General features: G+C 31.4%; 24 protein-coding genes. 3 read left to right on the forward strand and 21 right to left on the reverse strand.

The genetic code is table 11. The features are described 5' to 3' along the window. Positions 1-9 precede the first annotated feature (9 nt). Genes EG358_RS03015 through EG358_RS03030 form a run of 4 tightly spaced genes read right to left on the reverse strand, consistent with a single transcriptional unit; the run spans position 10 to position 4,119 of the window. Positions 10-909 (reverse strand): glycosyltransferase family 2 protein, encoded by a 900-nt coding sequence (locus EG358_RS03015; protein ID WP_076557288.1) that lies wholly within the window; start codon positions 907-909, stop codon positions 10-12. 11 nt (positions 910-920) lie between these two features. After that, positions 921-2,069 (reverse strand): glycosyltransferase, encoded by a 1,149-nt coding sequence (locus EG358_RS03020; protein ID WP_076557290.1) that lies wholly within the window; start codon positions 2,067-2,069, stop codon positions 921-923. Positions 2,070-2,071: 2 nt separating this feature from the next. Further along, the gene (locus EG358_RS03025) at positions 2,072-2,968 is read right to left on the reverse strand and encodes a glycosyltransferase family A protein (RefSeq protein WP_076557292.1); all 897 of its coding nucleotides are present in this window, start codon (positions 2,966-2,968) and stop codon (positions 2,072-2,074) included. Next, positions 2,965-4,119, reverse strand: coding sequence for a glycosyltransferase (locus tag EG358_RS03030; RefSeq protein ID WP_076557294.1), 1,155 nt, complete (start codon positions 4,117-4,119; stop codon positions 2,965-2,967). The genes EG358_RS03025 and EG358_RS03030 overlap by 4 nt, the downstream gene beginning before the upstream one ends. Positions 4,120-4,213: 94 nt before the next feature. On the opposite strand from EG358_RS03030, the gene EG358_RS03035 reads away from it, so the two are divergent. Continuing rightward, the gene (locus EG358_RS03035; protein ID WP_076557296.1) at positions 4,214-4,990 is read left to right on the forward strand and encodes a class I SAM-dependent methyltransferase; all 777 of its coding nucleotides are present in this window, start codon (positions 4,214-4,216) and stop codon (positions 4,988-4,990) included. Between the two features lie 33 nt (positions 4,991-5,023). On the opposite strand, the gene EG358_RS03040 is transcribed toward EG358_RS03035, so the two are convergent. After that, complete coding sequence (locus EG358_RS03040; protein WP_076557299.1) at positions 5,024-5,830, reverse strand: glycosyltransferase family 2 protein; 807 nt, start codon at positions 5,828-5,830, stop codon at positions 5,024-5,026. A gap of 322 nt (positions 5,831-6,152) precedes the next feature. Here EG358_RS03040 and EG358_RS03045 point away from each other — a divergent pair, with 322 nt between their 5' ends. Further along, positions 6,153-7,151, forward strand: coding sequence for a glycosyltransferase family 2 protein (locus tag EG358_RS03045; RefSeq protein ID WP_076557301.1), 999 nt, complete (start codon positions 6,153-6,155; stop codon positions 7,149-7,151). 1 nt (position 7,152) lies between these two features. On the opposite strand, the gene EG358_RS03050 is transcribed toward EG358_RS03045, so the two are convergent. Beyond that, positions 7,153-8,163, reverse strand: coding sequence for a glycosyltransferase family 2 protein (locus tag EG358_RS03050; protein ID WP_076557304.1), 1,011 nt, complete (start codon positions 8,161-8,163; stop codon positions 7,153-7,155). A gap of 128 nt (positions 8,164-8,291) precedes the next feature. On the opposite strand from EG358_RS03050, the gene asnB reads away from it, so the two are divergent. Further along, the gene (asnB, locus tag EG358_RS03055) at positions 8,292-10,115 is read left to right on the forward strand and encodes an asparagine synthase (glutamine-hydrolyzing) (RefSeq protein WP_076557306.1); all 1,824 of its coding nucleotides are present in this window, start codon (positions 8,292-8,294) and stop codon (positions 10,113-10,115) included. Between the two features lies 1 nt (position 10,116). On the opposite strand, the gene EG358_RS03060 is transcribed toward asnB, so the two are convergent. The 15 genes from EG358_RS03060 to EG358_RS03130 form a co-directional block, all read right to left on the reverse strand. After that, positions 10,117-11,022, reverse strand: coding sequence for a glycosyltransferase family 2 protein (locus EG358_RS03060; RefSeq protein WP_076557308.1), 906 nt, complete (start codon positions 11,020-11,022; stop codon positions 10,117-10,119). A gap of 55 nt (positions 11,023-11,077) precedes the next feature. Further along, positions 11,078-11,758, reverse strand: coding sequence for an NAD-dependent epimerase/dehydratase family protein (locus EG358_RS03065; protein WP_076557310.1), 681 nt, complete (start codon positions 11,756-11,758; stop codon positions 11,078-11,080). Further along, positions 11,755-12,837 carry a non-hydrolyzing UDP-N-acetylglucosamine 2-epimerase gene (gene wecB / locus EG358_RS03070; protein ID WP_083676963.1) on the reverse strand — a complete coding sequence of 361 codons (1,083 nt, stop codon included), beginning with the start codon at positions 12,835-12,837 and terminating at the stop codon, positions 11,755-11,757. Before wecB ends, EG358_RS03065 begins: the two co-directional genes overlap by 4 nt. A 94-nt stretch (positions 12,838-12,931) precedes the next feature. After that, the gene (locus EG358_RS03075) at positions 12,932-13,759 is read right to left on the reverse strand and encodes a glycosyltransferase (protein WP_076557315.1); all 828 of its coding nucleotides are present in this window, start codon (positions 13,757-13,759) and stop codon (positions 12,932-12,934) included. 127 nt (positions 13,760-13,886) lie between these two features. Beyond that, positions 13,887-14,675: a glycosyltransferase family 32 protein gene (locus EG358_RS03080; protein WP_076557317.1), complete on the reverse strand. Its 789-nt coding sequence runs from the start codon at positions 14,673-14,675 to the stop codon at positions 13,887-13,889. Next, complete coding sequence (locus EG358_RS03085) at positions 14,672-15,550, reverse strand: glycosyltransferase family A protein (RefSeq protein ID WP_076557318.1); 879 nt, start codon at positions 15,548-15,550, stop codon at positions 14,672-14,674. Before EG358_RS03085 ends, EG358_RS03080 begins: the two co-directional genes overlap by 4 nt. Then, the gene (locus EG358_RS03090) at positions 15,547-16,668 is read right to left on the reverse strand and encodes a glycosyltransferase family 4 protein (RefSeq protein ID WP_076557319.1); all 1,122 of its coding nucleotides are present in this window, start codon (positions 16,666-16,668) and stop codon (positions 15,547-15,549) included. The genes EG358_RS03085 and EG358_RS03090 overlap by 4 nt, the downstream gene beginning before the upstream one ends. Further along, positions 16,665-17,759, reverse strand: coding sequence for an acyltransferase family protein (locus EG358_RS19990; RefSeq protein WP_076557320.1), 1,095 nt, complete (start codon positions 17,757-17,759; stop codon positions 16,665-16,667). Before EG358_RS19990 ends, EG358_RS03090 begins: the two co-directional genes overlap by 4 nt. Further along, the gene (locus EG358_RS03100) at positions 17,752-18,642 is read right to left on the reverse strand and encodes a glycosyltransferase (RefSeq protein ID WP_076557321.1); all 891 of its coding nucleotides are present in this window, start codon (positions 18,640-18,642) and stop codon (positions 17,752-17,754) included. Before EG358_RS03100 ends, EG358_RS19990 begins: the two co-directional genes overlap by 8 nt. Before the next feature lie 64 nt (positions 18,643-18,706). Continuing rightward, a complete protein-coding gene (locus tag EG358_RS03105) occupies positions 18,707-19,498 on the reverse strand; it encodes a glycosyltransferase (protein ID WP_076557323.1) in 792 nt (263 codons plus the stop codon). 277 nt (positions 19,499-19,775) lie between these two features. After that, positions 19,776-20,672 (reverse strand): glycosyltransferase family A protein, encoded by an 897-nt coding sequence (locus tag EG358_RS03110; RefSeq protein WP_076557325.1) that lies wholly within the window; start codon positions 20,670-20,672, stop codon positions 19,776-19,778. Further along, on the reverse strand, positions 20,665-21,492 hold the full coding sequence (locus EG358_RS03115; protein ID WP_076557333.1) for a glycosyltransferase: 828 nt from the start codon (positions 21,490-21,492) through the stop codon (positions 20,665-20,667). Before EG358_RS03115 ends, EG358_RS03110 begins: the two co-directional genes overlap by 8 nt. A 9-nt stretch (positions 21,493-21,501) precedes the next feature. Next, positions 21,502-22,281 carry an FkbM family methyltransferase gene (locus EG358_RS03120; protein ID WP_159436348.1) on the reverse strand — a complete coding sequence of 260 codons (780 nt, stop codon included), beginning with the start codon at positions 22,279-22,281 and terminating at the stop codon, positions 21,502-21,504. Between the two features lie 64 nt (positions 22,282-22,345). Next, the gene (locus EG358_RS03125; protein WP_076557338.1) at positions 22,346-23,569 is read right to left on the reverse strand and encodes an ABC transporter ATP-binding protein; all 1,224 of its coding nucleotides are present in this window, start codon (positions 23,567-23,569) and stop codon (positions 22,346-22,348) included. Positions 23,570-23,613: 44 nt separating this feature from the next. Continuing rightward, positions 23,614-24,471: an ABC transporter permease gene (locus EG358_RS03130; RefSeq protein WP_076557339.1), complete on the reverse strand. Its 858-nt coding sequence runs from the start codon at positions 24,469-24,471 to the stop codon at positions 23,614-23,616. Between the last annotated feature and the right edge of the window lie 53 nt (positions 24,472-24,524).

Consider the following 24,524-nt stretch of genomic DNA (forward strand, 5'->3'; position numbering starts at 1 on the left):
TTATTTAATTTATATTCTTTTGATCAATTTATCTTTTACTAATTTATAAAAAGCAAAATCAGTTAGTAGCCTATATGCAACAAAAGGAAGAATAATCTTTTTTTTCTGCTGTATGCTTTGGTTTTTTGTATATCGATTAATGAGTTTCTTTCTAGGTTTTTGCTGAAAAAGAATGTTATTTATTCCGTATAAAAAAGAACTCCATTTTCTGTTGTCATATGAAGTAGATGATTGATTGTAGTGATTTTGATGCAAAACAATTACATCATCAACAAACTTTATCTTGAGCGTATTTTTCACTCTTTTTACAAATTCATTGTCATCATAAGCGATTCCTAATGCCAGTAATTCGTCAAAACCCTGTAATTTATCCAAATCTGTCCTCGTTAAAGCAACGCAGAAATGATAAGCATGAGGTTTATGTATAGAATGATTGTACCAAATATTTCCAGCTGTTGTAGAATTGTTTGAATTCGGATTAGCAATGCAGTTGCGAATAGTGTCTTCAGGATAATTTGTCTTATAACTGTCTGTAGTTTGTTTGTCTAAAGCGAAACAGCCAAAACTAAGGTAATCGCCCTCAATAAGATTCTTGGATGTAAATTCAATGACGTTATCAAAATGGTAACATTCTGGATTTTGAATAATGATTTTATCACCTTTTGCAAAACGAAAACCTTCGTTGAAGGGAATGCATGAGTTTTGATACCATTTGTCTTGCTTTTCTAACCGAATCACTTTCAAAAATGGAAAATCACTTACCAAATCTTCAATCCGTTCTTCTTGATTACTGCCATCATCTACAGCAATAAACTCTATTTCTTCTGAATATTCAAACCGGGCAATACTTAGTAAAGTTTTGCGGAAAAGCTCTTTTCGGTTGTAATATGCTGTGATAATTGAAATCATGTAAATCGAGTTTATCGAGAGGTAGAATTGATCATTTTATCCCACTGAGTAAGTGTTTTGTTTTTGCGCCATTGAAAAGATTCCTGAAAAGAAGATTGAGTGAGTTTGTTTAATAAATCTGGTTCATTGATAAGTTTTTGCAGGCTTTCTTGAAATTTCTTTTTATCATTCATCGGTACTAAAAAGCCATTGTTTTGATTAATAATATCTGAAGGTCCATAATTACAGTCATAAGATAAAAGAGCATTACCACAAAACATAGCCTCTAAAAGTACCATCCCGAAAGCTTCTGTTTTACTCATAAACAGGAAAATTTTACTGTCTAAAAGTTCATTTTTAATTTGATCTATAGACAACTGACCGGTGAAGATTATTTTTGATTGAAGTTTCTTGTCTTTAGCCAATCTTTTTAAATTTTCCAAATCCGGACCTTCGCCAATAATTTTGAAAATAAAATCTTTTAAATCTATATTTGAGATGACATCAATAATACTGCTTACGTTTTTATCTTCATCCAGTCTTCCTACATAGATAAGGTGATTTTTTTTAGAGCTAAAATCTATGTTTTCAAGACTTTCAAAAGGTTCACCAATAAGATTTGGGATAAGAAAAGTATTAGGATTTAAAGTTTTATAATAATCAACAGAAGCTTTGTTGATGCAGATAATTCCTTTTAAGTTTTTATATTTTGGACGTAAAAGATTACCCCAAATTTTACCACCCACTTCAAAATTAGAATGCTCCCAGGCAAATGTCTTAGATGCGATTGTTTTATTTACAGAGATTTGTGCAGATAATTTGTACCAGCACGAAATGACGACATCAAATTGAGTATGATTTTTTTTCAGCCATTGGTTCATCATATCCCATTGCCCAAAATCATAAACATATTTTTTAAGGCTGTATCTGTAACGGAATTTTTTTAAATATTTATCGAGTACGGGATTGACTTTATTAAAACCCCAATGACCAAAAGAATCAACGGTATGAATTTTTATCTTTGGGTTGATCTTATAAAATGTATGCTCTCCTTCCATCAAAAATAAGATACTTATATTATATCCGTTTTCACACAGTTCATTTGCCAGATTGATCATCACCCTTGCAACGCCGCCTGGTTTAAGATTTTGATAATAGATGAAAAGGATTTTTTTTGGCATTTCTAAATAAATTTTGAGAATGGATAAAGTAGATTTGCCAATACTTTCATTTCAGTTGTTTTTAATTCTGAAGTGATTTTCCCTAAAGATCTGCCGTCAATTTTTGAAAATTTCAGATAACCGCCCAAATTTCTAAGAACCGGCATCGGATTGCTCCAAATTTTTGAACTGTATGTATTCAGAAATGCTTTATAGTTTTCGGCAAGTCCGAATGCATTTTTCTTATCGTAAAACTGATTAGCGAGGGACTGTTCATCATCTTTGTCCCGAAAATAGATTCTCGTTACCTTATTGATGCAGTAATGAAGACCAAGCTTATCAAACTGAAACTGAAAAACACCTTCCGGAATAAAACCTTTTCCGGCAAGATCACCGAAATTCAGCTTCATTTTTTTATAAATTTCAGTTTTGCCCATTCCCCATTTGTCACCTTTAATTTTGTATTTATACCGCATATCAAAAATACTACAAATGAACGGATCTTTAGGAAATTGGTCTCCCACAATCTTTCCAAACTGATCTTCACAAAGTGTTGATACAAATACAATATTTTGATTATCATTAATCTGTTCCCATGTATTGACAAGGATTTCCATGGAGTCTTTTGGCAATGCATCATCAGAATCTAAAGGCGAAAAATATTTACCTTCTGCAAGGTCAATTCCACGAAAAAAAGTTAAAAACTTATGTTGGTTTTCCTGATGATAGTATCTAATTTTAAAATCAGATATTTTCTGAAAAGCTTCAACGAGTTCTTTAGTTTTGTCGGTAGAGCCATCGTCTATAACCAGCCATTCAAAATCTTTAAATGTCTGATTTTGTAGCGACTCAAAAACCCGAGGCAAAGTATGTGCTCGATTGTAAGTGGGCGTAAGAATGGTAACTAATGGGTTTTTCATTCTTTCAGTTGATATTGTTTTTGAAAAACAGAGGTTACCTGATTATAAATCTTTTCATTATCAAATTTATCTACAGATTGCACCATGTTTTTCTTAAATTTCTCTGTAATTTCAGTGTTTGTGAGGAATAATTTCATCCCTTCATAAATGGCATCTTCATTTGGTTCTACAAGATAACCGTCGAAATCATGCTCAATCATTTCCGGAATTCCGCCCACGTTTGTACTTATAACTGGTATATTTAATCCCATTACTTCTCCGATTGTTAAAGGATAAGATTCAGATTCTGAAGGTAGTACAAAATAATCTGAGTTTTTTATATAAGGATATGGGTTTATCTGGCTGTCAAGAAGTAGAAAAGTGTTTTCTATATTTAATTCTTTAGCTTGCCTTTGTAAGTTTTCCATCTCCGAACCGCCACCAATCACCGCAATTGAGTGGAGAAATCCTTCATCTAAAAGTCTTTTGTGAACTTTCATCAAAGTGTGATAGTTTTTACGGCTATGCAATCTTCCCATAGAAGAAAATACAGGAGTTGTATCGTAATGAACAGGAAATTCTAATGCTTTTACCTTGACTTCATCTATTTTTATAGAATTATAAATGACAGAACTTTTAGGATATTCAATTTCATATAAATCTTTTATAATATCTCTGGTTTGCTTGGATCCAAAAATCACCCAATCAAATTTTTTGAGGGCATTTACTCTGCTTAAAACTCTTTTTTCATTTGGATCATAACTTACATCAGTATGAAACCAGGCTATTTTTCTTGAATTTAAAGGGCTTGATAGGATGTTGTCAAACTCTGAATACGTTGGAGCAATCTCGAGATCAAAATCTTTTTTAATGATTTTACGGTATAATATTTTCGGATTATTTCTGTAAAACGTAAGAATTATATTTCTTTTAATAAGCTGTAAAGTTCTGAGAAACTTATTGCTGCTCATATCTTCTCTTCCCTTTTGCAGAGTGATAAGCTCAATATCTTTAGGAATACTTTTTCTAAGTTCTCCCTGATTCATTGTCAGAAAGAAAGTAATGTCAAACAGTTCCCTTGGCAGATTTTCCAACAAATCAAGAAGAACCCTTTCAACTCCTCCCATTTCCATGGAACGATGACGAAACAGAACTTTTATTTTTTGAGACATTTGTATTTTTTTAAAAAAAATTAATCCTTAGTGAAACAAATATAAGACTGTTTGGGCAATTCTTTTGTATTTTTACTCCTCAAAACATAACTGTATGAGTAAAGTTTCAGAAATCGCAACTACATTTGTCGCTTATCTAAAGCGTCCGGATCTCTATCCTGAACTACGACGTAAGATATGGAAAAACATATTTAACCGTTCCTCTGGTCTACGAGGTAAAGAAGAAGCGGAAAAATGGTGTAAAAGCATCGCAGTCTCTGAAAAAGATTTCATAGAGAATATTTTGAAAATGAATTTTGTTCCTTTCGAAGAAATTTTTCCTCAAGAATACAAAAATGCATTGCAGGTTCAGGAAAAAGCACCTGTAAAAATGGGTGGCGCAGGCTCTTTAAGTGTTATTTATTACATTAATGAATTTGCAAAGGCTCAAAATTCTATTGAGACCGGAGTTGCTTATGGCTGGTCTTCATTTGCAGCTTTAGCATCTTTGGTTTCCAGAAATGGCACACTTTACAGTTCAGATATGCCTTATATTCTTCAAAATCAAAGTGAAGATTTTGTAGGATGTGTAATTCCTGAAAAATACAAAAGCAATTGGGATCTTTATAGATTTGCTGATAAAGAATCTCTTCCGAAAATTTTTGAAAAAACAAAAACTTTTGATGTAGTACATTATGATAGCGACAAAACGTATGACGGAAGAATGTGGGCTTATAAAATTCTATGGGATAGACTGAGAAGGGGTGGTGTTTTTATGAGTGATGATGTAGGAGACAATGCCGCATTTAAAGATTATTGTGAACAGAATAATCACAAACCATATATTATTGAGTTTGATGGCAAGTATGCAGGAGTTATTATTAAAGAATAAAGAAAACCACAGATCTTTCTGTGGTTTTTTAGTTTATAAAAATTTTCGTTGAATTTTTTTGAAAATACTATTTTGTTTTACTTTCAAAAATCCCGGGAGATTTTCAATGTCACTTATTTTTTTACCGTAGAGATAATCAATATTTCTTCTGTTTATAGTATCTAAAATAGTCTGATGCCAGTTTTTGTGCAGTTTTTCTTTCTTGGAAGATTCCTGCGACACCCCTTTTTCATGAATGCGGTAGTAGTAAAGCGGAACTTTTACAAATTTAAAATCACCTATTTCATAAAGCTTTAAATACAAATCCTGATCGACTGCTGAAGTAAGTTTATCATTGATTCCGGAAGTTTTGTTATAAGCCTCTTTTTTAAATGTGAAAAAGTGTGTGGCTTCAAAAAAAACATTAAAAAACATTTTATCGCCGTTTTTAATGGCGCGAGAATTTGGAAATATTTTAATAGGTTTAAGATTGGCATCGCACTCGTAGAATTGAGAATACACTGCAATAATATTTTTAGTGTAATTTTCGATAATAATCTGTAATGCATTTTCTGCTAAAGTATCATCGGGATCAACAAATCCGCAGATTTCTCCGGTAGCCAAGTCAATACATCTCTTTTTTGTAAGACCTACACCGCTATTTTCTTCATTTCTATAAACTTTAACTTTTGGATTATCTTTCGTAAGTTCTATGATCTTTTGATAAGAATCATCCGAAGAGCAGTCATCTACAAGCACAATTTCGTAGTTTTCGTAAGTCTGCTTCAGAATACTTTCGTAACATTCTGTAAAGTAATGGTAATTGTTGTAGTGGGCGATAAGAATGGAAAATTTTAGCATAGATATTAAGAGCGCAAATGTTGAATAAATTATGGAGTTAGGATTTTTTTATAATAATCACATTACAATAAAAGAGTATTGTTTCAGAATATTTAATCCATTATAATTATTAAACTTTGAAAAAATTGTATTATTCTATAACAAATGAATTTTAATCCCTGACTATAAAACTACAATAATTTATTAAATTAACAAGTCACAGTGAATGCACTACAAATATCTGCAGATCAATCTTGGAATTAAGAAGTTTTAATTTTTATATCAATCTTACAATATTTATTTCTATATTTTTGTATAAAATAATTTATTTAATTTCCCCTCGATGAATCCATTAGTAACTATTTCTATTCCCATTTTTAAATGTGAGAAGTTTATCATCAGATGTCTGGAATCTGTCAAAAATCAAACATATAAAAATTTAGAGATTGTTCTTGTTAATGATTGCACTCCTGACGACAGTATGTCGCTTGTCAAAAATTTTATGGATGCCAATCCGGATCTTACTATCAAAATTATAGAACATCAGGAAAATTCGGGACTTTCTGTTGTAAGAAACAACGGCATAAAAGCATCTACCGGAAAATATCTGTTTTTTTTGGATAGTGACGACGAAATTACAACAGATTGCATAGAATTATTGGTTAAAAAAGCTGAAAAAACAGATGCTCAAATCATTATAGCGCAAAATCGATGGATCAACACTTTTGATAATACCACGAAAGATTTCGGATTTCCCACCATCACAGAAAAAAAATATTACGATAATAATCTTGAAATATTTTCCGTGTATAGCAAAGGCGGATTTCCTTCATCATCATGGAATAAATTATTTAAGAAGGACTTTATTGTTGATAATCAAATTTATTTTGTACCGGGATTATTTGCTCAGGATGAGTTGTGGTTTTTCCATTTGTTGTTAAAAACAGACACTTTAGCAATTATTGATGACATTACATATCTGTATTATCTTCATGGTGAATCGGTTATTTTTAACAGGCAAAAGAAAAATTTCGAGAACTATCTAACAATTCTTGAGTATCTGACCAAATCTTATAAAGAGGAAAAAAACTCTGAATTGAAAATGCTGATCAAAAATAAAATTATTCTCTTCAAGGAGATGGTTTTGGTGATGCAATGGAAAGCATTGAAAGATAAAGAATATCTAAAAACTAATATTTCAAGAATGCAGAAATTAGTCCGATTAAATCTTTCAGACTATTTGAGTTCAAAATATTCTTTAGATGTCAAAAAGAAAAATTTCTTTCACAATATTCCAGCTGGTTTGGCTGTGAAACTTTTTATCTGGCGCTTTGAGAGATAATTTATTTCTTGTATTTGTAGAAGAATGACATTAAAGAAAAATCAGACAATAAAAAAGCATTATAAAATTTTGGAAATCCTACAAACTGAGAAATGACAACTTTTTTGTCTAATTCATTATACGATTCCCGAAGTCTTTTGCTTTGTTTAGAATATTCTTCTGCAGTCATATCTTTAGAAAAATGATGGAATATTTTAATGGCATTGACCAAATTTTTGTAGGCTATAAATTCGAAGATTGCCCGACGGTTCGCGTAAATTCCTTTTTCTTTAAATATCTTTCTCAGTACGTAATCTGTTCTTGCAAAATCTATTCTTTTGGGAGAGAGTAATTTAGCCGATGAATCCGGATGAATATAATGAGTGTAAACTGCGTCACAGTTTCCTACAAATCTCGCTTCTTCATATATAAGTCTCTCTACAATTTCATCAGCATTCAAAAGTGGTTCTGTAAAACGGAAAGAATGAGATTTGAAGACTTCTTTTCTGTACAATCCTCGGATGTGGTTATCATATTTGCCTACAGTATCTTTAATAATTTGTGATCCCGTAAATTTTTTAAATTCAAAAGTTGCTGAATCAGAAAAATAAATATTGTGTATATTTTTAATATTTCCGTCAGTGAATTTTGTGATGACAATCGGGGTTACAATATCAAGCTCAGGATGGCTTAAAAATGTCTGGTAACATTTTTCTATGGTATCAAAATCAATAAGATCATCATGATCAAAAAGAAAAATAAATTCTCCCGAAGCCTTTTCCTGTCCGTAAGCCTTAGAATATTGCGCATACTTCTGATTTTCTTTTGTGTAAACTTTAATTCTCGAATCTTGTTTTGCGAAACTTTCTAATTCATTTAATGTAGAATCGGTAGAACCATCATTCACACATATTAATTCTAGATTTTGATACGTCTGGTTTTGCAGACATTGCATAGATGACTTTACAAAATCTCCTAACTGTACAGAGTTATAATACGTTGTAATAATAGAAATCAGAGGTTGTGTTTGCATATCGTTGCAAATATCTGAAATTAATTTTTATTAAAATGATTGAAACTTTAAGATCTAACTTGTGTAAAACTTTGACGCTCACAAATGTTCAATAAATAAGTTTTAAATTTGTCATATATTAATGATCTATGTGCGGAATTGCAGGTATTGTAAAAAAAAATATTTTAAACGATGATTTTTATAAAAGAGGTCTGAAAAACATGACCGATTCTATTATTCATCGTGGTCCGGATGATGAAGGTCATGAGTATTTTCAAAACTGTTTTTTAGGTTTCAGACGTTTAGCGATTGTTGATCTTTCGAAAGACGGACACCAGCCGATGTATTCAGACACGAAGAATGAATGCATCGTTTTCAACGGAGAAATTTACGGTTATCGTGACTTAAAAAAAGAGATTTCTGAATATACTTTCAAAAGCAATACAGACACAGAAGTTATTCTTGCATTGTATCAAAAATATGGTTCTGAACTTCCAAAACATTTAAACGGAATGTTTTCTGTTGCAATTTGGGATGAAGAAAAACAACAGCTTTTTTGTGTAAGAGATCGCTTTGGAGAAAAACCATTTTATTATGCAACAGGAAAAAATGGTGAATTTATTTTCGCCTCTGAAATTAAGGCTATTCTCGCAACAGGTTTAGTAGATAAAGAGCTGAATGATGAAGCCGTTTCTCATTTTTTGCGCCATTCATACATAAATGGTCATCAAAGTATTTATAAAAATATTAAAGTTTTGCCACCTGCTTCACAATTAGTCTATAAAAATGGGGAAATTGAAATTTCTCAATATTGGAATTTGCCCGAAGAAGAATTAAATATTACAGAAAATGATGCTATACAAAAATTTAAAAGGCTAGTAGATAAATCGGTAGAGAAGCAATTGATTGCTGATGTAAAAGTAGGCGCTTTTTTAAGTGGTGGATTAGATTCCGGAACTTTGGTTGCATTGTCATCCAGATATAATTCAAATCTTACCACTTTGGGATTTGAGTATCAAGGTGAATGGAATGAAATGCCGGAAGCAAGAAGTATTTCCCAAAAATATAATACCAATCACAAAGAAGTCTCCATTAAAGATGAAGAAATCACCAATTTATTGGTAGAAGTTTTAAAAAAACTAGATGAACCGCTTGCAGATACTGCAATTTTGGCAACATATACCATTTGTGAGGAAGCTGCAAAAAACATGACTGTTGTAATTACCGGAAATGCTGGTGACGAGCTTTTTGGCGGATACAAATGGTACCAGAAAGAAAAAGAAATTCTTGACAAAGGAAGGGCGAATCCAAATTTTCTGACTTTTTATAAAATAGGGTCTACTGTTAGTGAAAAAATAGGTTTTAGAAAAGGACAGGATTATTTTCTCGATAAAGTTTTCAGGGCAAAATTTCCGGATATTGTGGCTTACCAAAAGGAAAAAGTACATAGTAATTTTACCAAAAAAGAGACTGCTTTGCTTTTAAAATCACATTCAGAATATGAACATTTATATGATTTTCCGTTAGATAAAACCAATCTTAATACTCCAATGAAAATGGATCTCACCAATATTATTCCGGGAGATTATATGGTGAAAGATGACCGGATTGCGATGATGCATTCGATCGAATTGCGAACTCCTTTTTTAGATAGAGATTTGGTCGAATTCTGTGCTGCTCTACCTGCAAAATATAAAGTAAATACTGAACAGACCAAAATTATCTTAAGGAAAGCTTTCGGTGAATTATTAACAGATAATATTCTAAATAAGCGAAAGCAAGGATTTGGTGCTCCAGTAGAAAAATGGTTGAAAATTCCGGCAATGGAAGAACTTTCATCAAAAATCTTAAGAAATCCAGCCTCAAAAATTTTCCTCAAACTAGATTTTCAGCAGGTTCAGAAAAGTTTACAATATAATTATAAGCACTGGTCTCTTTTGGTATTGGGAATTTGGATGGAGGAGCGTCACTAAATTATTTTGAGAATTTCCATTTAATTTCTCGAAGAATATAAAACAGTTTTGACTTTACACCTCCGTATTTACCGTATAGATAAAAGATTGACGATGGAAGTTTGTTTTTTAGTTTGTAATAATGAAGAACTGCATGGTATTTTTTTAATAAAAATAAACGTTGTGCATCATTGAATTTATCATAATAATCTGAAAAAACAATTTCATATACCATGGCTTCACCAACATCTTTCTGGTCTCTAAAAGAATTAACTCTGGTGAGGTTGATTTCCGAAGATCTTACACACATTTGTGTATTATTCATACCATAAATAAGACCTCCCTCTGTATAATCCATCCAGGCCACCAAGGGGGTTCCCCAAGCCAAAGGGAAACCTCTAAAACCAATTTTTTCATAACAACTTCTTCTAAATATATTCTCACTTATACTTGTATGCGTCTGGTTATTTCGGTCTCTCCAAAATGTATTGATAGAGGTATCATATTCCGGATGAAGGAGATCTGCACCTCTCAGATTCGAGTGAGAATCTATTGAAGTTATTGCTGCTTTGATAACATTAATGCCTTTTTCATCGACTGTTGGCAGCACATTATAAAATTCTTCAACAAAATTTTCCTTCGGACAGTCATCATCTCCCAAAATACATATCCATTCCTCATTTTTTGATAAATCAATGCACCTGATCCATTGCCCTTCCAGGTCTTTAGTACCCAGATTAGAATCAAAAGCTTGATAGGTAATATTCAGATGTGCATATCGGGAAATAATACCAGCAGGATCATTCGGACTTTTGTCATTACCTATATAAATATTAAAATTTTTATTTGTTTGATTCTCTAGCGATTGTAAAGTCTCTTCAAAAAAATCTATTTTATAATACGGAATTACGAAGGCCAGTTTGTTCATTTTTTGTATGATTTTGTGTTTGATCTTAATTCTAAATACAGTTGTATATAAAAACTTAATAAAAATATTTTTGAAGAATATTATAAAGATAAATCTCTTTGCCGGCTTGATTAGTCTCAATAAAGTATTGCTCTATTTCGGGAATATTAATGTCATATCCGGATCCGCTTTTTAAAAGATTGATGTTTACTTTTTTATTATAAAACTTTTCTACAATCTCTAGAATCTCAAGAATTGAATAGTTTTTACTATAAGCGACATTGATAATTTTATTTAAAGATTGTTGCTTAAGAAGATCAAAGGTAACATTTCTTATATCATCAACGTCGATGAGGTTGCGCGTTGCTTGAGTGTGAACATTAATAGCTTCATCATTTTTCACAGCTTTCACTATATAATTCATCAGAAGATTGGGGTTTCCGCCTTTGCCGACAGCATTGCTTACTCTCAAAATAAGAAATTGCGGGCAAGATTTTTTGATCAGCTGTTCCATTTTTAGCTTGTGAAGAACGTAATCGCTGCCAGTCTTTGAAGAATCATAAATACTGCAGGTAGAAAAATATACAAATACCTTGTCTGTATTTTCTGAAATGGTATTCTTGATCAGGTTTTCCTCACGTAAAAATTCTTCAACTCTTGTTTCTAAAGAATTGGAGACTCCCGACGCAAAAAAAATTATATTCTCATCGTCATTATCCACAAATAGTGACGCAATAAGACCATTGCCTACAATCATACCAATATTTCTTTTACAATTTTTTCTGAAGCTTTGCCGTCTCCAAAAGGATTATTATCACTTTCAAATATATATTCCTGCTGGTTATGATATATTAAATTAAAATGAGTTTTAATTTTTTCAATATCAGACCCTACCAAAATACCGCAATTACAGGTAACTACTTCCGGCCTTTCGGTTTCTTCTCTTAAAATTAATATTCTTTTCTGTAAACTTGGCGCTTCTTCCTGTATTCCGCCGGAATCTGAAATTATAAGTTTGGCTTTAGCCATTTTTCTAAGTGCATCAAGATAAGAAAGAGGCTCAGTAAAGTTGATGTTTTTGGGTATTTGCTTATCAAATATATCCAAAATAATTCTTCGGGTATTCGGGTTTGGGTGCAATGCCCAGTCAAATTGGGTCTCCGGATTTTCTTCAGCGAGCTCTTTGATTGCCTGAGCAATATTTTTCAAAGGTTGACCAATGTTTTCTCGCCTGTGAGCCGTAATAAAAACAAAATCCTGATATTCGACCAAAATATTTTCTTTTTCGATCACATACTCGATCATATCAACAATGGTATTGCCAACCAAAGAGATGTTTGTCTCTGAAATGTTTTCTTTCAAAAGGTTTTGCTTCGCCAATTCTGTGGGAGCGAAATTTACATTCGCTGTTAATGAAACAACACGTCTGTTGAATTCTTCAGGAAAAGGAAGTTTGATATCTGATGTTCTCAATCCGGCCTCAATGTGATAAAATTTTCTCTGCTCAAGAAAAGCAACCATTGATGAGGCTAAAACAGTGAATGTATCACCCTGTGCAATTATTTTCTGAATATTTTCTTTATGGATGAGTTTAGAAATTTCGTCGATCAGTTTAGCAATCAGATTAGAGCTGGTAAATGACAACGACTGTACAGAAAGTCTATGATGTGGAATAATGCCGAAGCTGTTTTCCATTTCTGTAAGCAGCGTATCGTGTTGACCTGTATTTACAATGCAGATGTCTTCATTGCGTTTTCTGAATTCATTGATGATGGGGAATATCTTCAGGAATTCTGGTCTCGTTCCGTATATAATTGCAATTTTCTCGTTCATCATATATGTTTTAAAAATAGTAATAACTTAGGCTATAGCGAAATGATTCATTAAGTGAAGTAGTTTATAATAAAATTGACTGTTTATTATTTAAAAATCAATAAACTAAATGCCTTAATTGATAAATCATCTTTAAACTATTAATAACGCCAAATTTTTTGAGGTTAATATACTTAATTGCAATTTTAAAAGAATCTTTTTGACTATAGTTAAAATTTTTGAGATAAAAAATAAACTTATAAAAATTTTCCCTTTCTACTTTTTGATCTGTCTTTTGATCTTGAAATGTACCAATAATCTCACGAACTTTTAATATGTTCTCAAACCACTCTTTTGAGAAATTACCGGACGAAAAGTGTTTTATTAATATTTCATTGGTGATATAATTTGTGTATTTTTTTGCTACACTTAATGAAAAAATTAAATCATATCCATGGTAACCTCTTATGTCCTCATTAAATTTAAACTCATCAAAAATATTCTTTTTACATGCTAATAAGACGCCATCAATCCCTTTTACTTTTTTACGCTCACTTTTCTTTCCAAAGTTGCTATGGTATTGCTCAATCTGAGAAACAACCTGTATGAAATTTACAGAATTATATCCTTTATTAGACCAGGTTGCGGGGATATGTGAATAATAATTTCCTCCTGCAACTCCTACAATTCCACAGTCTGGTGTTTGGAGAGTTTCTACTAATTTTTCTCCCCAACCTTTATTTACAAAAAGAATATCTTCATGAATAAATAATAAGTTGCTGAATTTTGCCTGCTTTGCTCCCAAATTATAAGCTTGGCAAATTCCCATAGTTCCAGGATTATGTATTTTAATAATTTCATAAGGAATTCCGCAGGTTTCAGCAATGTTAGATTTCAAGTCTGAATAAAAGTGCGGTTGATATGATGATACAATTATTGACAGCATATAAAAAGATAAGAATTGAGAGGCATATGTTTTTGTAAATTCGTGGTTGAAATTAAATTTCAATATACTTTAGATAAACAACTTGAGTACTATTTTCACAATTTAAGAATTATTTTTAGTTCAATCATTAAAACTTACGACGTAACCTTTTAATAATATATTTCACCAACATTCTTAATGGAAACTGATCAAGAATCTCATCTGGAGAAATCATTTTCATGTTGTTGATGACGTTATGAATTTCTTTTTTTCCTTCTTTGATTTTAGCTACATTCTTTACATGAAAATAAGCATGTACAAAATCTTTAAAGGGGTTTGGGGTGTCTCTTTCATGCCAGGTTCCAACAAAGTGGTGACTCGCATAATTTTTTGGAAGATCCAGACAAAAATGAGTGGAAGGATAGATCACAATTCCATCTTCCAACTCCTGATATTCATCTCTTGCTGCATCAATTTTGTATTCTTTCACCAAAAGATCTGATACGAAAACAGTATTGGTAGTAAGGTCAAAATCTGTTTTTTTATTGTAAAAATCTAAAACTTTCTTTGGCCATGGATGTCCAGCTTCTGTACCCCAAAGTGCGGTGAATGGAGATCCTTTAATTTCAAATCCTGAAAATGCACGGTGAATGAGAAATTCGTCTAAAGAAAATTTTACTTCTACATCAATATCCATGTAGATTCCGCCGTGCTCAAACAAGGCTAAAGCTCTTGAATAATCTGATACAAAAGCCCATTTTTTTTGTTCAGCAGCTAAACGAACATACTCGCAGCAATTGATGTCAAAATTGGTTTCATTCCATTCAATGATTTCGTAATCTGGAAGGTTTTTCTTCCAAGAATCTAAACATATAAAAAAAGAATCCGGTTTTGGTTTTCCGCCAAACCAGCAGTAATGTATTTTTTTTGGGATCATGTTTGTTTTTTTCCTAAAATTCGATTTATAAAATAAATAATCATGTAAATTTTCACTTCTAAACTTTGAATTTTTCTCAATTTTGAAATAAAATTTTTATTATTTAGACTTTCATAATCCCAATAGTTTTTAGCAAAATTTTTTCGATATGGTAAAGAAAGTTGCTTATTATTCATTTTCTCTTTGTAAGCTAATGCAGCCCCAAGTGGGCTATTCAGGAGTATTTTTTTGCCTTGAAAGGTAAGTCCGTCTGGTCTGTATTCAGCATTTACAATAGAATCGGCAATATATAAAAATTTATATTCATCATCCATTTTATCAAAAACAACAGATTCAAGCATGAATTTTTCACCTTCAAAAACTGGATATTCAAATTTTTTTGCTAAATATGTTTTAAAAATAAGGGTGAGTTCTCCATTAAAATGATGTTTAAATTTAAGTTCGTTGGTTGTCACCACAATATCTGTAGGTATTTGCTTTTTAGAGCGATTACTATTCAAAATATTTATTGGAGATGCTATTCCGATAATGCCTGGATTTTGGCTGATTAATGACAGTTTGTTTTCTATTAATTGTAAGCCATCATCTTGTAAAAAATCATCGCTATCGATGGTGGTAAAATAAGGTGTTTTTATGTTTTTTAATGCCGTATTAATCGCAACATGCTTGCCCTGATTTTCCTGATAAATGTATATTATTTTAAAATTTGCTTTGCTCTCAAAGTTTTGTATTATTTCTTGCGTATTATCAGAAGATCCGTCATCAACAATCAACCATTCAAAATTCTTGTTTGATTGTGCCAAAAGCGAATCAAAAAGTTGTGGAAGAATATACGCCCGATTATACGTTGGGGTAAAAATTGTCAACTCTGTCATAGCTGTTTTAAAATTTTTGAAAACTCATACCCCCAATTTTCCCAATTAAGCTCCTTCTCATAAAGTTTACGCGCATTTTGAGAATATTCTATTATAGTTTGGGGCGACTTTATAAGTTTTTCGATTGTATTGGCATAATCCTCTTCATTTGCATCTTCAGAAAGAAGACATCCATTATAGCCTTCAATAACGTGAGCGGAAACTCCGCCCGTATCTGTAGAAATTACAGGCAGACCATATCCAGCGGCTTCACAGAATGCAATAGGCGTACAGTCTGCTTTTGTGGGTACAAATAAGAAGTGGGAACTGAGCAAATGATTTTGTATCTCTCTAAATTCATCCGGATTATTTTTATTAAGAAAAGGAATTACAGTTACCCAATCATCTTTTATTTCAGGATTGCAGCCTACAATCAGCATCTTTACAGGGTAACCTTTTTCTCTCAAAATTTTTAAACTTTCGTAGGCAAGTGTTCCTCTTTTTCTGATCCAGTCTACAGCCAGAAAAAGAAATGTGAATTCCTCTGTACTTTTATTAAGATCAATTTTTTCGGGTACGATGATGTTGGCTCCAAACTTTATGGTTTTTACTTTTTCCTTATCGATTCCATAAAAATCTACCGCAAAATTGCTTGCCCAATCTGATGAAAACACAGTGTATGATGAGTTTTTTAGTGTTTTCTTTTCTAAATATTTCGTTTCTATTTTAGATAAAATTCCAAAACCGGAATAATAATGATAATAATTAAGGAGCTGTGCAACATTTGCATCATTTAGATAAACAATTGGAAGGTCGGTTTTTAAGTATGCAAAGTCATTGACATGGGTCGGATTAAAAATAACATCTACTTTGAACTCTTTCAAATTTTTCTCCAACCGCCTCGCTGCAATTTTTGCCTTGTAAATGAATAAATGACGATTATAACCTCTGTTGAAAATTTTATTGAACCATCTTTCAATGAGCTTAAATTTTTTCTCTTCTTTTTCAGTAAAATGAACTTTTGGAATCCAAACCACTTCATATCCTTGAATGAGGAGTTGCTCATACATCTTAAACATAGTCCCAGACCAGTTTTTTTTGTCATCCAATGGCACTACGCTGTAGAATCCTATCTTCATTTTAGTATTTTGTCTCTCAATGTTAAAAAAGGTAATTCTAATCTCTTATAAAGAATGGTGGAGATTACAATCGTGATAGCCCAAAATAAGAAAAAATTTATAATATCTGTTTTTATTTTGAATAAAGGTAAGATCCAAAAATTGACTAATGAGAGATTAATTAAGTACATAGAGTACGAAATCAACGATATATGGATGATTATATTCTGTAAGCTTTTAATTTTTATATTTTTAATATTGTTTAAAAATGGCAAGGTGATCATAATGGCTATCGCCGCTAATGTAAAGGAGAGCAGATATTGAAACGGTTGGTATTGTGATTCAAAATTGTGAATAAGTAATACTGCTATACAGCCTATAATGAAGTTTATATTTCTGTACTTATTAAATATATTGGGGTAATATACATAGATCCAGGCAGATAGAACTCCATAAATAATGGCATCAATTCGGGTTATGACTTGTCGCAGAAAATACCGATCGTATATAAAATAATTTTTTGTTTCAAGATTGAAATAGTAATATATTCTTACAATATTTGCAAATAGTATAATCAAAATAATACTGATCAGAAAAGTTATTTTTTTGTTTTTTACTAAGAACAAATGGATGAAGAAAAACAATAAAGGACAAATCAGGTAAAACCATTCTTCTACAGTAAGACTCCACGACTCAGGGAAGAACTTTTCAATAGGATAGTATAAGTTTTGAAGAAAAAAAGAATATGTAAAAAGGTCGGAAGTTATATTTTTTTCATTGACTAAACCTTCAAGACCAATTAAAATCAATAAAATGAAATAATAATTTGGAAGTGTCCTTAGCCACCTTCTTGCCCAAAAATTGAATATTTGCTTAAAAGAAGTTTCTTCAGTAAATACTTTAATCATTATTCTGCCGATCAAAAAGCCGCTCAATACAAAGAAAACTGCAACGCCATCAATTAAAAAAAATGATAAAAAATTTTGAATATCTTGAGACAGATATATTTTGCTATGAGAAATCATAACCAGTAAAATAGCTACTGTTCTCAGAATATCCAGCCCGACGATTCTGTGCCCGGAAATAGATAAGGAAAACAACTTTTTAAGCATATTTTTTGATTAGATATATTCTCAGGTTTCCTTTCTTTTTGAAAATCCATTTTAGATGCTGAAATGCCAAGTTGATCTTTCCTTGTTTTAAAAGATCAAAAAATGCTATTCTGCTTCTTGAGAAAATTTGCCAGTTGGCATATTCTTTTACTTTTCCATCATAAGTCTCTGCAATAATTTCATCAAGATGATTATGGCGTAAATCTCTTTTATAGTTAATGCCGTTAGATATGCCTTCTTCGTGTCGCAGATAAGCAGACATCGTCAAATGTGAACCCCGAATTTTTCCGTTTAAAGAACAAGCCATATATAGAAAAGTGTCAAAATATAATAACTCAGGATGTCTGAAAAGTGTCTGTACTGCTGTGTTTTGTAAAACTTTTGCATCCATAAATACAGAAGTAGTATGCACAATCCAATGTCGGAAAATCTCAAAAGGTGAGTAGTCTCTGTCTTCTACTTTGGCAAATATGGTGTCATTAATTAAGGGATCAGAAGAGATATTTTTTACCTGATGAAAACACATTGAATAGTCTTTGTTGCTTTCTAAAAAATCATGCTGTATCTGCAGTTTATTGTCGTCAGTCCAATAATCATCACCTTCACAAAAAGCCAGATATTTTCCTGTGGATTTTTGTAGAGCATTAAAAAAATTAGGCGTTGAACCTAAGTTCTTTTTATGGGCTATCAATTTGATTTCAATGTGAGAAGGTTTATTTTTGATGAAATTATTGATAACCGTTACCGTTTGATCGGTTGAGCAATCATCAGAAATAATAAGCTCAACAGGAAAATTTACTTTCTGCGCAAAAATTCCCCGCAAATTTTTTTCAATAAATTTTTCTTGATTATAAGTAAGAACAATAACGGAAACTTTATTCATATAATTGACTGATATCTTGCCTTTACAAAATTGGTATCTACTAACTAATTTAGGGTAATTTATTTTAATACGTTCTTTCTTTTGTTTGTCCGGTATCATCTATTATCCAAGAACTTGAGTCAGATGCATGTGTTCTGTAATACTTTTGTTCGTCAGTAAGGTTAGAGTAATCGATATGCCATCCCATGTGGTGGCAAGTAAAATTTCCTCCTATTCTGAGTGCTTTAAAATGATTATCATTCTTTTGGTATTCTTCAAAAGATATGGGTTTGTATAATGCAAAAGTGGTATCTAGTCTGGTTAGAAATATATCCTTTTCTACTTCGTTTTGCCAAAATCTCTGTTCCCACGCTGTAACTTTATTTTTAGCAGGATAATAATCAGGAATATTTAAAATGTCGAGAGCAAAACCTGCTTTTGTGACCCATTCGTCATATTTTAATAAATTTTTAACCAAGATTCTCATAAAGTTTTTTGGAAGCTTTCTATTGGGTATAATATCAGGGTCGGTAAGTATAAAAAAACTTCCTTTGCCAAGTCTGTTGAATAAATTTTTGTTTTCAAAAAAGACCATATGTCCCTCGTTTTTAGCCAACAGGATAACTTCAACTCTCTCTTTGATTTCTTCGTAATAGTTTAAAAGAGGCTCGTAAGTGGAGTGATTATCTACAATATAAATTTTAGAAAATTCTCTTTCAATTAAAAAGTTAATAAGCTCTTTGAGTGTTTTTAGTTGATTAAAATTTACAATAACTACAGGTATTGTTTTGGGGAACATTATCTGTCTTAAGAATCGTATACTAAGATATTTTTTTGCCGCCTTTGCGATTCGAATAAATTCTGTAGATTTTTTCATTATGACTTCTCAGATTCCAGAATAAATTTTTTAAAAAAGCTTTTCATCCTGTAGAATGACAAATATTTTTGTATTATCAGATATTGTCGTGTTTTGTGCTTTTAAAAACAAAGATATTAAAAATCTTGTAGATGATGTGATAACTGTTATCTTATACAATGTTTTTGATGTAGCAACACAGGACAATATATAGCTTTTGGCTGCTATTGCTGTTATGGTAAATAAGTGATTCTAACAGCCAAAAGTTAACTTATTATTTCATGAATCTATTATGGTTTCAAAGAGAATTGATATAATATATTTTTTTTAAGGTTTTAAAAAAATTCAGGATACTAAAATTTTTGAGGAAATAAGTTGCGACAGAATATTTGGCGTCTTGTCTGGTCATATAGCAATACTCTAAATATTGCTTAATGACTTTTCCTACAAATTCTGAAGGAAACATTTTTGAATGATGTAAAATAAATTTTTCTCTCAATATATTGTAAGCGTCATCCTTATTTTTATTAAGATTCTCAGATCCCGAAATACTGAGATTTGATAGTCTTACTTTTATATAAGTTGCACGATTGTAGTATATTGTGCCGTAATCAGAAAAAGTAAGAATGGCTAAATCATCACTTCCCCACGCTAAAGGAATCTTTTCAAAACCATATTTCCGATACATCTTGGTCTTAAAAATATTTTCTGATAAACTGCTACTAGCCACACCACAATATTTATTTATAAACAATTGATAAGCTTCTATTGAATCTACATTATAATCGTTAGTTCTTATAAGATTACCATATTCATCAATATGATGGTGTACTGTTTTTATGCAATGGATATTTTGATCATTACAGTATTGGATCGAGTTGTAAAATTCTTCTACAAAGTTCGGAGCCATGACATCATCGTCACCCAAGACCTCAAACCATTCCTCATGCACATTTTCAAGTATTCTCTCCCACTGAAGTGCCAGGTTTTTTCCGCCAATATTTTCTTTATACCCAAAATATTGATATTCATTAGGAGTAAAATATTTTTCAATGATTGGCAGAGGAGCTTCGGGACTTGCGTCATTTCCTATATACAAAACAAAATTTTTGTTGGTTTGTTCAGCAACAGATTTTATAGTCTTTTCAAAAAAATCTATTTTATAGTAGGGAATAATAATTGCAAGTTTAATCATTCGAATAAAGTGTGAATTTTATTAGTTTTAAGCAATTAACTAGCTTTACTCTTGATATAGGTAAAAATTGGAGAACTGTGAAATAGTTTGTAAACGACTTCTTGTAATGTGTAAAAAATGTTTTTGTAAAAGCTTTGTAAAGAAGCATTTCAGTTTTCTCATCATTTTTTACATTAAAATTATAACGATGTTTTTTGCGGATATACATATTGTTTATAAACCATAATTTGTCTGGATTGCCTGGAGAAAAATGTTCAATCAAAATGTCTGAAACTACATAGTTTTGATGTTTTTTAGCAACCCTTAAGCTCAATTCTGTATCATATCCGTGATAGCCTTTAAGTTTCTCGTCAAAGCTATAATTATAAAAATTGTCTTTACTAATACTTATAAAAACACCATCAATAGCAATTGCTTTATGAGCTTTTTGTGTAAAAGTCTTAACGTTACGTAAGGTTGTATCGTATTCTCTTTGTAGAATATTAATTAAAGCATAATTCATATTGGTAAACCAGCCACTAGGTACACTAGGAATGTAAGTTCCACCTGCAATTCCTATTACTCCGAGATTATTAATATGATGATGGGAAATTAGTTTTTCTCCCCAATTATCTGTGTGAAAGATTATATCTTCATGTAAAAATAAAAAAAAATTATATTTTGCTTTTTTTGCTCCTAAGTTATACGCTTCTGTTATTCCCATAAGCCCGGGATTATCAATTTTAATAATTTCATAAACAATCCCACAGGTTTTATCTATATTCTCTTTTAAAGCTTTAAAATTAGCTGTTTTATATGAAGATATTATTATTGATAGCATGAGTAAATATTAAATATTCCGATAACAAAAAATATTTAGCTGTTGATTAAACGTAGTGTTCTTTTCATTACAAAATGGAAAATTTAAAGTGTCAGCAGCTAGTCTTATGTAATATTCGAATCCAGCGTTATGTAATAGGTTGAGAATATCTCCAAGATTTTGTGGTTGGTTTACAATGCCGTGATATTCTAAGAAAAGCAATTTTACATTTTTTAAATTATTTTTAATATCAAATATTAATGTGTTCTCTGCACCTTCAATATCAATTTTAAGAAAATCTACTTCGTTTTGTAAATATTTTTTCAGATCTACAGCCTCTACAGTATCAAAATTATTTTTCTTTGCCACGTCAAGCGAAAGTGAGCCAGCAAGTGATCCTTCAGAATAAAATTTAAGTTGTGTATCTTCTGTCCAAACTGCGGTATTATGAATTTCTATGTTTTGATGATTGGGAAATGATTTAACATTGTTTTCCAAAAGCTTAAATATCTCTTTGTCTGGTTCAAAGGCAATAATTTTTGAGTTTGGAAATTGTCGAATAAAATAGTAAGTGCTTAATCCAATATTGGCACCACAATCAATAATTAGTGGGCTTTCTTTTTCTGAAAAAAATTTATAAGTTTCTTGTTCAAAGATTTCATCCAAAGAATGGAGAAATCCATCTTTGTCCGAATAATGAAAAGGCATCTCAAATATAGTAGCAATACCAGCTTTCAGCTTAGGAAGATTATTTATTCTTTGTCTCTCAAAAGGACTTATACCTGTTTTGAGATTTTCAACATGCTTCATTTTAAACTGGTGTAATTCTAGTCTAAGTAAGTCGAAAACTCGTTTTATTTTTTTTAACATATATTTATTTCCATTTGTAGTTACCAAATACATTTCCGTAATCGTATTCACCATGTTTAGAAAGGTATGAATCTGGATCTATTACGGTAAATTTACAAACATCTTCTGCGAGATCCAGCTGTCGTATTTTTGGCAGATTAATAAATGCATTTATAGAGTATTTCCCTCTCACTAAAATATTGGGTTCGATGGTTAAAGTCATCGTTTCGTTAACAATAGTAGATTCACATGAAAACACACTCCTTTTTTTAGAATCTAAAATTGTTACGAAAAAACTTGTATTCTTAATGTATTCTTCTATTCCGATAACAAATTTAAAAGTAATTGGTTCATTATACAGATATTCTTTACTTACGGTACCATCGGATTTAGTAACCTGGATTTCTTTGATGAACATATCTTTATTACCGTGATCAGGATTAAAATAAACAACGTCATCATTGTCAAAATTCAGATATGTAGAAATTGTTTCACGTGCTGATCCTATGTACTCAACTAATCCCTTATTAAGCAGAATCCCAGTATTACAAATTTGAGATATAGCATTAAGATCATGGCTTACAAAAAGCACCGTTCTTCCTTCTCCCTTGGTTACATCGCCCATTTTACCAAGACATTTTTTCTGAAATTCAGCATCTCCAACGGCTAAAACCTCATCTACAATAAGGATTTCGGACTCTAAGTGCGCTGCAACAGCAAATGCCAAACGGACATACATTCCCGAAGAATATCTTTTTACGGGAGTATCAATATATCTTTCAACTCCTGAGAAATCTACAATTTCATCGAATTTTCTTGTGATTTCTTTACGAGTCATGCCCAAGATGGCACCGTTCAGAAATACATTTTCTCGGCCTGTCATTTCGGGGTGAAAGCCTGTTCCCACTTCTAAGAGTGATGCAATCCTCCCATTTGTATATATTTTTCCGGTGGTAGGTTTTGTTACCTTACTCAATAACTTAAGCAGAGTAGATTTTCCTGCACCATTTCTCCCGATAATTCCTACTGCATTACCTTCTTCAATTTCAAAATTAATATCACGTAAAGACCAGACGTAATCTGAAAAGCCTTTAGAACTTCTGTCATTTGCTTCTCCAATTTTTAGATAGGGGTCTTCTTTTCCTCGCACTGTATGCCAAAATCGGTTTAAGTCATGAGTTAACGTCCCTGTTCCTACTTGCCCCAGGCGATATTGTTTTGATATGTTTTCAGCTTTTAAAGCAAGCATATTTTGATTTTTGTTAATTAATTTATTACTTGATTTGTAAAGTTTTATACAGTATCTATGAAAGATTTTTCAGATTTGTTGAAGATGATAATTCCTAACAGCAAAACTAAAATGATAAAAACAAAACTTGTTAGCAATCTAGCCATATTGAAATCTCCAGATCCTATAAATCCAAATTTGAAGCATTCAAAGATTGGTGTTAAAGGATTTAAGTCCGCAAGAAAACCATAGTTTCCTAATTTTTGTTTTACAAGAGATGTAGGTAAAATAACAGGTGTAAACCACATAAATAAACTAACACCAAAGCCTAGTAGTAGTGATAGATCTCGATATTTTGTGGTTAGTGAAGAAAATATCATTCCTAATCCTAATGAAAATAATGCAAGAAAGATAACCAAAACAGGAAAGAAAAATGCCCAATAATTCGGATGTACCTGTCCTAAATAAATGTAGTATCCCAGTACAATAAAAAATAATATCAATTGTATACTTAATCGCATAAAACTCGATATTATGGTTGAGATAGGAGTTGCTAATCTTGGAAAGTATACTTTTCCAAAAATACCTGCATTTCCTGTGAAAACATTAGAAACGCTAAGCATAGTAGTGCTGAAATAGCCCCAAAGAGTATTTCCTGCTAAATAAAACAATATTGGAGGAATGCCATCTGTTGGTAAATTAGCAATGCCTCCGAAAACAAGAGTAAAAACTATAGTAGTTAAAATAGGGTTGATGAAAAACCAGAGCGGACCTAAAATAGTCTGTTTAAAAGAGGAAATAAAATCTCTCTTTACAAACATAAAAACCAAGTCACGATATTGCCATACTTCTTTTAAATTAAGTTGGAATAAAGAATGTTTAGACTCAATTACGTCGGTCCACTTTTGTTGTGGTTCACTCATTTGTGGGAATTTTTACAAATTTAAAATAATTAATTGATTTTCAGTTTGCTGAA

The sequence above is a fragment of the Chryseobacterium indoltheticum genome, from assembly GCF_003815915.1.
Taxonomy (GTDB): domain Bacteria; phylum Bacteroidota; class Bacteroidia; order Flavobacteriales; family Weeksellaceae; genus Chryseobacterium; species Chryseobacterium indoltheticum.